At 48.1% G+C, this 11,899-nt stretch carries 14 protein-coding genes; 8 read left to right on the top strand and 6 right to left on the bottom strand.

The window, feature by feature from the left end; genetic code table 11:
- Positions 1–10: 10 nt before the first annotated feature.
- Positions 11–589, bottom strand: a complete 579-nt coding sequence (locus CFK45_RS10590) for a hypothetical protein (RefSeq protein WP_096086414.1) — start codon at positions 587–589, stop codon at positions 11–13.
- 63 nt (positions 590–652) lie between these two features.
- Complete coding sequence (locus CFK45_RS10585) at positions 653–1,852, bottom strand: response regulator receiver protein (RefSeq protein WP_096086413.1); 1,200 nt, start codon at positions 1,850–1,852, stop codon at positions 653–655.
- A gap of 222 nt (positions 1,853–2,074) precedes the next feature.
- Between CFK45_RS10585 and CFK45_RS10580 the strand changes: the two genes are divergently transcribed.
- Both CFK45_RS10580 and sthA read left to right on the top strand, forming a co-directional pair.
- Complete coding sequence (locus CFK45_RS10580; RefSeq protein WP_239923640.1) at positions 2,075–2,935, top strand: HDOD domain-containing protein; 861 nt, start codon at positions 2,075–2,077, stop codon at positions 2,933–2,935.
- On the top strand, positions 2,932–4,332 hold the full coding sequence (sthA, locus tag CFK45_RS10575) for a Si-specific NAD(P)(+) transhydrogenase (protein WP_096086411.1): 1,401 nt from the start codon (positions 2,932–2,934) through the stop codon (positions 4,330–4,332). The genes CFK45_RS10580 and sthA overlap by 4 nt, the downstream gene beginning before the upstream one ends.
- Here sthA and CFK45_RS10570 read toward each other — a convergent pair.
- The 4 genes from CFK45_RS10570 to CFK45_RS10555 all read right to left on the bottom strand — a co-directional run bounded on the left by CFK45_RS10570 (position 4,329) and on the right by CFK45_RS10555 (position 8,588).
- Positions 4,329–5,426, bottom strand: a complete 1,098-nt coding sequence (locus CFK45_RS10570; RefSeq protein ID WP_096086410.1) for an AI-2E family transporter — start codon at positions 5,424–5,426, stop codon at positions 4,329–4,331. The two genes, sthA and CFK45_RS10570, sit on opposite strands and share 4 nt — an antisense overlap.
- Before the next feature lie 62 nt (positions 5,427–5,488).
- Positions 5,489–6,094, bottom strand: coding sequence for a lysophospholipid acyltransferase family protein (locus CFK45_RS10565; RefSeq protein ID WP_096086409.1), 606 nt, complete (start codon positions 6,092–6,094; stop codon positions 5,489–5,491).
- 3 nt (positions 6,095–6,097) lie between these two features.
- Positions 6,098–7,684 (bottom strand): peptide chain release factor 3, encoded by a 1,587-nt coding sequence (gene prfC, locus CFK45_RS10560; RefSeq protein WP_096086408.1) that lies wholly within the window; start codon positions 7,682–7,684, stop codon positions 6,098–6,100.
- 256 nt (positions 7,685–7,940) lie between these two features.
- Positions 7,941–8,588, bottom strand: a complete 648-nt coding sequence (locus CFK45_RS10555; RefSeq protein WP_000854920.1) for a LexA family protein — start codon at positions 8,586–8,588, stop codon at positions 7,941–7,943.
- 117 nt (positions 8,589–8,705) lie between these two features.
- Here CFK45_RS10555 and CFK45_RS10550 point away from each other — a divergent pair, with 117 nt between their 5' ends.
- The 6 genes from CFK45_RS10550 to CFK45_RS10525 are packed head-to-tail and all read left to right on the top strand — an operon-like array spanning position 8,706 to position 11,892.
- Positions 8,706–8,957, top strand: coding sequence for a helix-turn-helix domain-containing protein (locus tag CFK45_RS10550; RefSeq protein ID WP_000451746.1), 252 nt, complete (start codon positions 8,706–8,708; stop codon positions 8,955–8,957).
- A gap of 55 nt (positions 8,958–9,012) precedes the next feature.
- The gene (locus CFK45_RS10545; protein ID WP_096086407.1) at positions 9,013–9,882 is read left to right on the top strand and encodes a hypothetical protein; all 870 of its coding nucleotides are present in this window, start codon (positions 9,013–9,015) and stop codon (positions 9,880–9,882) included.
- Positions 9,869–10,531 carry a DUF6475 domain-containing protein gene (locus tag CFK45_RS10540; RefSeq protein WP_096086406.1) on the top strand — a complete coding sequence of 221 codons (663 nt, stop codon included), beginning with the start codon at positions 9,869–9,871 and terminating at the stop codon, positions 10,529–10,531. The genes CFK45_RS10545 and CFK45_RS10540 overlap by 14 nt, the downstream gene beginning before the upstream one ends.
- Positions 10,518–11,066 (top strand): lytic transglycosylase domain-containing protein, encoded by a 549-nt coding sequence (locus tag CFK45_RS10535; protein ID WP_012368350.1) that lies wholly within the window; start codon positions 10,518–10,520, stop codon positions 11,064–11,066. Before CFK45_RS10540 ends, CFK45_RS10535 begins: the two co-directional genes overlap by 14 nt.
- Positions 11,063–11,362 carry a flagellar transcriptional regulator FlhD gene (locus tag CFK45_RS10530; RefSeq protein WP_000210563.1) on the top strand — a complete coding sequence of 100 codons (300 nt, stop codon included), beginning with the start codon at positions 11,063–11,065 and terminating at the stop codon, positions 11,360–11,362. The genes CFK45_RS10535 and CFK45_RS10530 overlap by 4 nt, the downstream gene beginning before the upstream one ends.
- Positions 11,359–11,892 (top strand): FlhC family transcriptional regulator, encoded by a 534-nt coding sequence (locus tag CFK45_RS10525; RefSeq protein ID WP_000566753.1) that lies wholly within the window; start codon positions 11,359–11,361, stop codon positions 11,890–11,892. Before CFK45_RS10530 ends, CFK45_RS10525 begins: the two co-directional genes overlap by 4 nt.
- The last annotated feature ends 7 nt before the right edge of the window (positions 11,893–11,899 follow it).

The raw sequence follows: 11,899 nt of genomic DNA, 5'->3' as shown, positions 1-11,899 counted from the left end.
ATCATTTAGCTTACTCAGAGCTATAAGCTGACTTTGCCTTGGGCTTAAACTCCAGTGAATTCAGCCGGTCGAGTATCACACCTTCAATGGCTTTAATATCAAGCTGAGACAAGGCCTCGGCTTGCCCTAAACTCAAGGAGTGAAGATGCAGGCACGGAGTCTCCTGGTTAAACTCCCGTAAATCCCCTTTCATAACCACCGGTAAAAATGGCTTACCGGCCGGCATTTTACTGTTAATCAGTTTTAAGCCAATTTCCAGCGGCACAGTCTTGTACTTTTTTTGCTCACGATTGATCGGCAATAATAGCTTGAGCTCTGAGCCTTGCTCGTCACTTAGTAAAAATAAACCCGTTGGTTTAACCGAGCTCTCAGGTATGCCCTGAAACGTATCGTGAGCGGCATATGGGTTCGGTAAAATAACTAACTTTCGGTTCTGGTCTTTAGGAAAAAAGATATCGTAGTTGGTATAGAGCTGCTCAACCGAGGAGGAAAATACACACAATTGGTTTTCAATACCTAGAATTAGCTCTTTAGCTCGTTGACGTTTGCGAAAAACGTCGAGATCCCATACTAGGTCTTTATTATCCATACACCCTGAAACTCTATGCGGTCAACCAGCGAACCACACTAGCATGAGCATGGTTAACGCCAACTAAAATAACTCGACCGGTGCCTCACCGGCGTTGCCGTGATCGTCGGCTTGATGTTGATGACTGACTTCAACATGCTCTTCTATTGCAGCCAACGAGCGCTCGATCTTGCCCTCTAGTTTCTCAATGACCTCATCGACAAGCAAGCCCTCGTTAAAAATACCTGTGGTATTGCGAATTACGTCATCCATCAAGTTTTCGATAAACAGCTCATCGTGCTCCATCAAAGCCAGTGATGGCAGCTTCATCCGCATTTTGTCAGCCGTGCTATCTACCTCGTTGGCAATGCCGCGCATAACTTTTTGGTAGCTATCCTGAATACCCTCCATGACTTTGCGAACATCCCGACCGAGCCGCTTTAAGGTCTCGCGCTCGTCAATCAAGCGATAGCGATGCTCAAGCGCAATCACACGAGCATTCATACCTTGCACCAGAGAAAATGTATTGTCTTTAATCGCACCGTATTTTTCGTTGTCAGCAAGCGGCATATTTTTAATCAGCAGCGACACACGATCGTAGTTAATGATTGTTCGTGAGCCGAAGTCAGTATAGCGACCGCGATCTTTTAACTGATACAGCAGTTGAGACTCAAGGTCTTTGGCCATACCGTGCGCTTCCATATTCTTAATTTCGTTTTCACTGCGAAGCTGTAAACTGCACTTCAGGCCATAGCGCTCAATCGTAGTAAAAAATAATTGTCCCAACTGATCGAGGTTGTCGCAGTCATGCACACTGAGCAAAAACTGGATATTCGCACCGAGATCACTGTTATCTAACATCGCCGAGTAGGCGGTCTGATTTGCAAGTTCCAAACGGCTCGACAATTGATCCGCCGCCACCTGGTGCAAGATTGCTTTGGTAATACGGGCACAGGCCTCGTCCCCTGTGACACTGGGCTCGACAAAATCATCACAACCGAGTTCTAAGGCACCGAGCTTGTCCTGAATGGATAAAGCCTTCGCCAGCACAACAACCGGTAACGTGAACTGCTCATCGAGCTCAATCACCGCCTGTAACTGATCAAGATCACACGCAACCGACGCCAACTGATCGATCACCACAACCTTAAAGTTATCTGCAAGCAGTTGCTTCTTTACGCCTGCAATTTCGGTCTCTAGCTCTGCCTGAAAAAAAGCCTGTATATGCTGCCCCAAAGCCGACAACTTGCCCGTCGATAGGATCAGCACTTTGTGCGATACCATGCTTTTACTCTCCCTTATTTACTGGGTGCAATTTCCTTAACTAAACCTAGTTCAATTCACCGCAAGCAAAACCCAAAGGATGTTTTTTGCGCCACTTTATTCGTTTGGCTCCAGTCAGCAGGCCCAGCAAATAAAGAAGACAAGCAAAAACAGCCCTACGTGCTAAATTGAAAGTGATATTACGCACCGCTATAGCAACTACACGGAATAAGAATCATGGTTATGGCCGCATCGACTGACTCAAGCGTAGTGATAAATGACATACTCGAGCGTATCAAAAAAGGCAATGTTGAAGTGCCCATGCTGCCGGAGGTGGCCGGCAAAGTTGTTCGCCTAACCCAGGACCCCAACTCGGATGCCGCCGAGCTCGCCAGGCTTATCCAGAGTGATCAGAGCCTAGCGGCTCACGTTATGCGTGTTGCCAATTCTGCGGCCTATAGCCCAAACGCATCCATGGTCAGCCTACAACAAGCCATCACACGCCTAGGCATGCGTGTCATCGCCGAAATTGCCCTTGCCGCATCCATAAACAGTACCCTGTTTAACACACCGGGTTACGAGCACTATATCCAACATATTTTTACCACGTCCCTCGCCGCCGGCCTCTGGGCCAAAGAAACCGCCAGAGCCTGTAGGAAAAATGTTGAAGCCGCATTTTTAGCAGGCTTGCTCACCGATATTGGCCGCCCCTTAGCGGTACAGCTCAGTCTCGAACTCGGTGAAAAGCATCGCATTAATATTAGCCGCAGTGATCTGGCGGACGTCGAATCTGCGTGCGCCCGCGCGATAGCCTTGATGTTACTTGATGCCTGGGGCATGCCTGAAACCGTCAAGAATGTTGTTGCGTATTTTGATAAATACAAGCAAGAACATAACGGCAAGATCCAAACTAGCATCGTGGTTGCGGGCTCTGCAATTGCCAACCACTTTTTTGGCGACAAAGAAAAAGAAGATGTGCTCAATCTTGAGCAACTTAAAACGCACCCGGCCTTTGCAGAAATCAACCTGTATCAGGATGAAGTTGAGCAGTTACTTGAACGCGAGGAGCTCGTCAAAACGGCGATGGAGGCGATGCAACAGTGACAAACTACGACCTGGTTGTTATCGGCAGCGGTCCTGCGGGGCAAAAATCAGCCATTCAAGGTGCGAAGCTCGGCAAAAAAGTAGCCGTCATTGAAAAGACCAAAGAAACAGGCGGCTCCTGTGTTTTTCGAGGCACCATCCCATCTAAAACGCTTCGAGAAAATGCCCTGCGCATTAAAAGCATGCGCCAAAACGCCGCCATCGCCAACTTCGAACTCAACGAAGACCTAGAACTTGCAACGCTAATTACACGCTTGGATGATGTGCTCAACGCGCTCGATCACTATTTAAGTGATCAGCTTGAGCACAACGGTATTGAGCTTATTCATGGCCGCGCTAAATTTTTAAGTGCAAACTCAATTGAAATAAGCTTTGTCGGTGGCGGTAGCAATATTATCAGCGCCGACAAAGTAGTGATTGCGACGGGCTCCTATCCTCGCAACCCCCAAGAAATCCCCATTGATCACGAACATATTTTTGACAGCGACTCCATCCTGTCAATGCTGTATTTACCCAAGAGTCTTACCGTGCTCGGCAGCGGTGTTATCGCCAGTGAATACGCTTCAATCTTCCAGGCACTCGGCGTCAAAGTACATATGATCGATAAGTACCCTGCACCGCTGGGTTTTTTAGATAGGGATTTAACGGATAAATTTGTGCACGCATTTGAAAGCATGGGGGGCACCTGGCTAGGTGAAACCAAAGTCAATAAAGTGCACTGGAACGGCTACGACGCGGTCATCACTGAATGCGCCGACGGCCAAGTGATCAAAAGCGATAAATTACTTTGCGCCGCCGGGCGCATCGCCAACGTCAGCGACTTATGCCTGGAAAACGCAGGGCTCACACTCAATGAGCGCGGGCTTATCAGCGTCGACGACAATCTGCAAACAGCCGTGGCCAGCATTTTTGCTGCCGGTGATGTGATAGGCCCTCCATCACTGGCGTCAGCGTCAATGGAGCAAGGTCGCCGTGCAAGCTGCAATGCTTATGCGGTCAAGCTTGGACAAATGCACCAAACCCTTCCCGCTGGAATCTACTCTATTCCCGAACTCAGCTCCGTCGGTATTAGCGAAACCCAGGCAAAAAAACAATTTGGTGAGGTTATGGTTGGCCGGGCAAACTTTGAAGATGTCGCTCGCGGCCAAATTTCAGACATCCAAGATGGCATGCTCAAAATAGTCTGTGACGACCAAGGCCAAAAAGTGCTCGGGGTCATGATCGTCGGCGAAGGCGCAACCGAACTTATACATATCGGCCAAATGGCATTATTAGCCAATGCCGAAGTCGACATTTTTGTCGAAAGTATTTTTAACTTCCCAACCCTGGCGGAAGCCTACCGAGTCGCGGCGCTTGAGGTGATCGAACAACGGGATCAACACAAAGACGCGTATTAAGCCTGCTCTTTTTTATTCTCACCGCTTGCGTTATCAGCAGCAGCTAAAAACATCGTGCTGTCATTGCTGTCTTGCGGGCTTGTTCCCGAGCCCATCATCACACCTATCCAGCGCGTGTCCTCAAAGCTCTCAAGCGCTATGCGTACAGTCATTGTCAGAGGTATCGACAATAACATGCCAACCGGGCCAAGCACCCAGCCCCAAAAAACCAAAGACAAAAATACGATCAAGGCTGAAAGATCGAGCCCTTTGCCCATAATACGGGGCTCAAGCACGTTGCCGACAATAAAATTGACCAATAAAAAACCCATGCCAACCAACAGCGCATCGCCAAAGCCTAATTGAACAAGCGCCAATAACACGGCAGGAATCGCGGCGAGAATAGAGCCAAAGGTCGGAATAAAATTTAATAAAAAAGCAAATAAGCCCCAGAGCACAAAATAATCAAGGCCGAGCACCCAAAGCCAAGTCAGAATCATCAAGCCCGTCAGCAAAGACACCATGGTCTTAATCGCGACATAACGATTTACCCCAGCTGTAAAGCGGCGTATTGCCTCGAGTGAATTGCGCGTTTGATCGTTAACACGCAACTTGTCTGAAAAGCTAACTTCTTCGGCGAGGATAAACACCACGGTTAACAGAATCAGGAAAAAATTGGTCATCAAGTTGCCAAAACTTGCGAGCGTATTGCCGGCCATCGCCAGCGCTTTTGCCGGGTCAAAACTCTGGCGAATCTGATCAAGATCGACATTGACACCAAGGTGCTCAAGCTTGTCAAAAAGCTCAGTCGTCAAACTTTGAAGTTTTAATTGATAGCTGGGTAAATCGGTGCGAAATTCAGCGATAGATGAACCGATAATGACACCGATTAATACACTTAAGATAACTAACACCGAAACGATGCTCAGCAATGCAAGCCAGGTGGGCAGGCCTTTTTGGCGCATCCACATTAGCGGCGGCGAGCTGATAATGGCAATAAATAAAGACAGTAAAAAAGGTACCAGCAGTGATTCGGCGGCTTTCATACCCGCAACCACCACAACAAAAGCGGCAAGTACAACTAAAAAGCGGGCAATGGGGCTTTGAGCGGGCATATCCGAGCTTCCGTAATTAAGCCGAAGCAGTGTGCCGACTGCTCGCAGCAGAGTCAAACCGGCTACTGCAACTGCGGATGGCGACCGCGGTAAGTTTTACAGATATAGGCGCGAATCTGCTCGGCATCAAGCTCGTGATCACCGCTGCAATGCCACAGGCGATCAATGTGCATGGTCTTGCTGGGGAAATCCCAAGCAACTAACACAACCGGAACATCCGCTCGGTGGGCGACACGCAAAAAACCGGTCTTCCACTTTGGCACACGCGAACGTGTGCCCTCGGGCGTAATCACCACCCACAGACGTTCACTATTGGAAAACCAACCAGAGATCTGCTCAACCGTATCAGCTGCTGCAGAACGGTCCAGCGGAATGCCGCCCAACCACAGAAACACGCTGCGCAGCGGCCAGATAAACGCTTCTTTTTTCATCAGATAAGAAATCTTTACCCCCATTGCCAACACCGCAAACATCGCCAGTATGAAATCCCAGTTTGATGTGTGGGGTGCAGCGGCAAAAACAGCCTTCGGTACGTCGGGTAATTCGCCTTTAACTTTCCAGCCGAGCAAACGCAGCATCAGGCGGCCGAAACCACGCGTCAAGGCGTTGCCCTGAGCGGGAACCTGGCTTTTTAATTCGGGAACCAATGGCTCTGGCGCGTTTGGCATAAATTAGTGTTCGCGGGTCGAGCGGAACCTTACCTCGGGGTAACGCTCCTCAGTTAAACTTAAATTCACTCGACTAGGAGCCAAATACGTCAGGTGTCCACCGCCATCAATGGCGAGATTATCGGCACACTTGCGCTTAAACTCCTCAAACTTTTTGTCGTCGTCACATTCGACCCAGCGCGCCGTATTTACCGTAACAGGCTCGTAAATAGCCTCAACTTTATATTCGTCCTTCAAGCGATAGGCGACCACTTCAAACTGCAGCACACCCACTGCGCCAACGACAATATCGTTATTGCTCTGAGGGAAAAACACCTGGGTTGAGCCCTCTTCCGACAACTGCTGTATGCCTTTTTGTAGCTGCTTCATTTTTAGCGGGTCTTTAAGGCGAATACGTTTAAACAGCTCCGGTGCAAAATGGGGAATACCGGTAAATTTCAGCGCTTCACCGGCACTAAACGTATCGCCAATTTGAATGGAACCGTGGTTATGCAAACCAATAATATCGCCGCTTACCGCCTCTTCCACATGAGAGCGGTCACCGGCTAAGAATGTCACTGCATCGGCAATTTTGACATCTTTGCCTATACGCACATGGCGCATCTTCATGCCTTTGGTATAACGGCCGGAACAAACTCGCATAAAGGCAATGCGGTCGCGGTGCTTCGGGTCCATATTGGCCTGGATTTTAAAGACAAAACCGCTGAACTTTTCTTCGTGCGCGTCGATGGTACGCACATCGGTATTGCGCGCCTGGGGCGCCGGCGCCCACTCTACAAAACCATCTAAAAATTCGCGTACGCCAAAGTTGCCAAGTGCCGTACCAAAATAAACCGGCGTCAACTTACCTGCGAGATACTCCTCCAGGTTAAACTCGTGTGTGGCTCCGCGCACAAGTTCAATTTCTTCGCGAGCATCATCAGCATAAACCCCCATCAACTCGTCAAACTCAGGGCTATCGATACCCTTGATCTGTACGTCATCTTGAATGGTGTGGCCCATACCGCTTTGATAGACATGTACAGTGTCGGTGTAGAGGTTGTATACACCTTTAAATTCTTTACCCATGCCCAGCGGCCAATTAATCGGCGCCGCTTTAATTTTTAACACCTCTTCAACCTCATCCATGACCTCGATCGGGTCGCGAATATCCCTGTCCATTTTGTTTACAAACGTGAGAATGGGCGTATCGCGCAGGCGGCAGACTTCCATCAACTTAATGGTGCGATCCTCCACACCTTTGGCGCCGTCAATCACCATAAGCACACTGTCAACAGCGGTGAGTGTGCGATAAGTATCTTCCGAAAAATCTTCGTGACCCGGTGTGTCGAGCAGGTTCACCACGCGCTCTTTATACGGAAACTGCATCACTGATGAGGTCACCGAGATGCCGCGCTCTTGCTCCATGCTCATCCAATCCGATTTTGCGTGGCCACCACCGCTCTTGGCTTTGACAGAGCCCGCACTTTGAATTGCATTGCCAAATAAAAGCAGCTTTTCGGTTACCGTGGTTTTACCGGCATCCGGGTGCGAGATGATAGCAAAGGTCCTTCGCTTATTGATTTCATTAAGAAAATCTTGGTTTGCCATGTATAAATTCTTTTAGTTTGTACACGGATTTGTACACACTTTTGGAAGTACTCTATTTTCAGTTCTTCGCTTGTCAAATCCGTCGTGTTAATCGTAATTGGCCGCTATTTTCGCTGATCTTGACTTTATAAACAATCAATGGTTATCTAATCGGTTACCATTTACTCTCAGCGTGCGCCAATGCTCAGTTGTAGCTGTTTGCAATCGTTGCTTCTTCAGCTCATGAACAACTGTGGCTAAACCACAAATTCCTTCGCTACCAGAAATCGATGATAGCTTGTCGTACTACACCGATGATGGTGCAGTTGCCGTTGATCGGTATTGCAGGGTATTGCGGGTTCAAAGGTTTTAGGTACTTCTGTTCACCATCAATAACTAACTGCTTAAAGGTTGCTTCTTTCGAATCATCCAAACGCGCAACAACCAATGAACCTGAAGAATAAGGTAACTCAGGATCAACAACGATCACTGCCCCCTCAGGTATGGATTTTTTTCCGCTTGGATTTTCCATACTGTCGCCTTTTACGCGAAGTGCGAAACAACCCTCATGTGCTTTCCCAGTGACTTCACGCCACTCCTCAGCATCTTCATGGGCAAATCCCTCCGCTATTTCAGTCCAATCACCGGCCTGAACCCAGTTAATGAGAGGAATTCTTCCCTTAATATCAGGCCCGACTTCTACATTACCGACCCCCAAGCCAATCTCGCCATCACCTGTGGCGAGCCAATGAGCATTCACGCGAAGCGCCTCCGCGATCTGCATGGTGTAACGAGACCTAGCCGATTTACCAGAGCAAATCTGGCTGATCGACTGCTGTTTGATACCAATGCGACGAGCCAACTCAGACTGAGTCACCCCAGTAAGCTGCAAGGCATGGTTTAGTCGTTCGGATAAAGTTTTCATAAGCCCGCATTCTACAAATAAAACTGTAGTCTTTCAACAATTTTAACTGTTGACTTACCTACAGTTTAAACTGTAACATTCAATCTTGTAACAGTTATTATTGTAACAGGAGACGGTATGGAAGTGTTCAACACGACACAAAAACATCTCCGCCGTGCCATTGACTTGGTCGGCGGGCAATCAGCATTAGCACGAGCCATCAACTCAAAACAGCAAAACGTCTGGTTTTGGTTGAATAAATCAGGGCGTGTTCCCGCTGAATTCGTTTTACCCATCGAACAAGCTACGCAAGGACAGGTAACCCGATCCCAGTTAAGACCGGACATCTATCCCGAATGCCCAAGCGAGCTGAAAGCCAGTAACCAGTAGGATTAAGGGCAAATAATGGTCAGCATTTTACGTAAACACAAAAGCGAGTTCCTCCATGCGTGATTATGGCAAGGTCTATACCCGCTTTTGGCTAAAGCAAAACGTTTTGTCCTGGAGTGACTCAGCTAAGTTGCTAGGACTGTATTTGCTTACATGCCCACATTGTAATTTGCTTGGCTGCTTTCGATTGCCGATTGGTTACGTTGCTTCTGACTTGAACTGGGAAGAGCAACAGGTTGCCAAGGCTCTAAATGAGTTAGAACAAGATCAGTTCCTCATTCGTTGCGAGGAATCCGGTTGGACTTTGATTCGGAGCTTTCTGAAGCACAACCCAATCGAAAACCCTAACCAAGGTAAGGCAGCCTTTCGGTTGCTTAAAGATGTACCTGCCGACTTCGTTGGTATGGCATCGCTTTTGAAATCTCTTGCCGCTTTTCAAGCTCGGCTTCCAGAAGAATTTTCATCATTGTTTATGCCTGATGGCAACCCGGTAAGGGACTCTCAACGGTCGGATGACTCTGAGAGAAGCAATAAGCCAACAGTTAAAACTGTTAACCAGATACAGTTCGAAGACTTCTGGGATGTACAAATACGCAAAGAAAAAAAAGCGAAAGCCAAAGAAGAATGGCTTCGCATGGGCCTCAATGAAGACCATGAACTCGCCTTGGAAGTGCTAACACGCTGGAAAGAGCAACGAGACAACCGATTGCAGTATCAAGATCGGACTAAGACGCCTATGCCACATAACTGGCTTTTAAACCGGCAATGGGAAGACGAGTACGTTCGCATTGATGAAGTACAGCAATCATCGACGAGCCTAAAGGGCAGCAATCACCAATTGAATATTGAAGAAAGCAATCGCCGCATCGCTGAAAGCTGGGCCGGACCAAGTATTCGGGAGGTTCGTTCAAGTGCAGGAGGTTGATAAACGCGAGTTTGCTGAAGTTTGGGGAGCCGCTTGGGCCATGTATGGCAAAAGCGTATCACCGCAATTGCTATCCATCGCATTTGAAGCCCTTCGTGCTTATAGCATTGAAGAAGTGCGAATCGGTCTGACTCGGCATATTCAATCACCGGATACTGGGCAATTTTTTCCAAAGCCCGCTGACGTCATCAAGCATATCGACGGCAACTCGGGCTCAAGAGCCATGGTTGCTTGGAACAAAGTTGACAAGGCTGTTCGTCAGGTTGGCGCTTGGACATCCGTGATGTTTGACGATGCGCTTATCCACCGCGTGATTTCAGATATGGGTGGATGGGTTGAACTCTGCAAGGTTGATGACAGGGAATACCCCTTTAAGCAAAAAGAGTTTTTAACACGCTACCAGGCTTACTTGCTGCGGGACGAAGTGGGTGAATACCCAAGTCTATTACAGGGTATTGCAGACCATCAGAACCAGCAAAAAGGATTTGATATGCAAGCGCCTGTTGCCGTGGGCGACTGGTCAAAAGCGGCACAAGTTTACACGAGAGGCATCGCCAACTTTAGCGCAGTGCCTTTAAAAAGAATAAGCCCGAAAGCCATTCAGGCGCTTCTCGGAAATCAATTAGAGGACAAAAATGAAAACGATTAAAGCAAAAACCATTGCACTAGCGATAGCCATGTCCGCAAGCACTTCAGTCTATGCTTTTCCGGGCTATCAGTGGGAAAAAGCAGCACAAAGCGTTGGTATTGATCCAGTCATGCTCTACGCCGTTGCCTTGGCTGAGTCCGCCTCACATCGCGGTCTCAACATGACCAGTCCATGGCCATACGCAATTCGCAATGGTTCAAATGCAACCTACGCCAAATCTCAGACAGAAGCGGAGCAACTGTTAAACCAAGCACTGCAAGAGAGTGAAAAATACCAGCTCGATATTGGCCTAATGCAAATCAATTTGCATTGGCACGGACATCGGGTGAGCTCAGCGGCGGAACTGCTAGACCCCATCACCAACCTTACCGTCGGCTCCAGTATTTTGGCCGAAGCAATCAAGTCTTCACCTAACGATTTAGAGCTTGGCATAGGCCGCTATCACAGTTGGAACGAAGAGCGTGCACGCTGGTATGGGCAAAGAGTGCTTTCTATTTATCGCAATATTTTACATGAACTGGAGGTCCGTCAATGACAACCAATCAACAAGACTTCTATCAATTAAACTTGGCGTACCTGCACGCAGCACGGGAATTGGCGCGCATTGATCCGCAAGAGGCTGTCTTGCGCTTTGGACTTACACGCGATGTGGTTGATGCTCTGATTAATGCTGGTGTTGACGACCTGCAACGAGTAGCGACCTCATCATTCATGCTGTTTCAACCAAGGGGTAACCAAAGCCAACTGATTGAGATGGTGAAGAGCAAAGGCACAGGTATCCCAAGAATCGCTTATTTATTATCAACCCTAAACAACAAGGGGGATGCATGATTGATAACCTGTCCAAAAGTGAGCTGTTTACCCGAGCCTCGCTACTTATTAAATACGGATTTAGGACAACCATTATCGCGCTCGATACTGGTTTGCCAATCCACATTATCAGAAGGCTTCACAAAGAAGTGACTGGCAAGTCACCTTGCCCTGGTCAATTGCCAGAATCTGATGCCATTGTTAAAAGCAGAAGAGCCTTAGTTGAAGGCTCCCTGCTGATGGCGCTTTATGTCAATATTGGTGGTGATAATGTCTACAAGCAATTAAATATTGATGCTTTGATGAAGGCTTACGATGCGTACTTGGTTGCAAGGGAAGAAGCAGATCTTCCAGCTGAAATCCCCTGGAAAAAACTAACCATCAATGAAGGTTGGGTTCTAGCTCGTGATTTAAGATCACAGCTTGCATCCTTACACCGGTGTCGGTGCGGCAGTCTGTATTTGACGGTATCACAACAGCGCATTCAGCTTAAATGCCCTGTGTGTGAGATTATGGCCGAGCAAACCACTAGAGCACTTTTTGAGAACTAACATGCTG

The sequence above is a fragment of the Agaribacterium haliotis genome (genome assembly GCF_002312815.1).
GTDB lineage: Bacteria > Pseudomonadota > Gammaproteobacteria > Pseudomonadales > Cellvibrionaceae > Agaribacterium > Agaribacterium haliotis.
This window is presented reverse-complemented; position numbering and strand designations above follow the sequence as displayed.

What these genes read in the sequence shown, in the direction of transcription:
- CFK45_RS10590 (WP_096086414.1), bottom strand. Translation starts at nt 589, where the DNA reads ATGGATAATAAAGACCTAGTATGGGATCTCGACGTTTTTCGCAAACGT.
- CFK45_RS10585 (WP_096086413.1), bottom strand. Translation starts at nt 1,852, where the DNA reads ATGGTATCGCACAAAGTGCTGATCCTATCGACGGGCAAGTTGTCGGCT.
- CFK45_RS10580 (WP_239923640.1), top strand. Translation starts at nt 2,075, where the DNA reads ATGGCCGCATCGACTGACTCAAGCGTAGTGATAAATGACATACTCGAG.
- CFK45_RS10570 (WP_096086410.1), bottom strand. Translation starts at nt 5,426, where the DNA reads ATGCCCGCTCAAAGCCCCATTGCCCGCTTTTTAGTTGTACTTGCCGCT.
- CFK45_RS10565 (WP_096086409.1), bottom strand. Translation starts at nt 6,094, where the DNA reads ATGCCAAACGCGCCAGAGCCATTGGTTCCCGAATTAAAAAGCCAGGTT.
- prfC (WP_096086408.1), bottom strand. Translation starts at nt 7,684, where the DNA reads ATGGCAAACCAAGATTTTCTTAATGAAATCAATAAGCGAAGGACCTTT.
- CFK45_RS10555 (WP_000854920.1), bottom strand. Translation starts at nt 8,588, where the DNA reads ATGAAAACTTTATCCGAACGACTAAACCATGCCTTGCAGCTTACTGGG.
- CFK45_RS10550 (WP_000451746.1), top strand. Translation starts at nt 8,706, where the DNA reads ATGGAAGTGTTCAACACGACACAAAAACATCTCCGCCGTGCCATTGAC.
- CFK45_RS10545 (WP_096086407.1), top strand. Translation starts at nt 9,013, where the DNA reads ATGCGTGATTATGGCAAGGTCTATACCCGCTTTTGGCTAAAGCAAAAC.
- CFK45_RS10535 (WP_012368350.1), top strand. Translation starts at nt 10,518, where the DNA reads ATGAAAACGATTAAAGCAAAAACCATTGCACTAGCGATAGCCATGTCC.
- CFK45_RS10530 (WP_000210563.1), top strand. Translation starts at nt 11,063, where the DNA reads ATGACAACCAATCAACAAGACTTCTATCAATTAAACTTGGCGTACCTG.
- CFK45_RS10525 (WP_000566753.1), top strand. Translation starts at nt 11,359, where the DNA reads ATGATTGATAACCTGTCCAAAAGTGAGCTGTTTACCCGAGCCTCGCTA.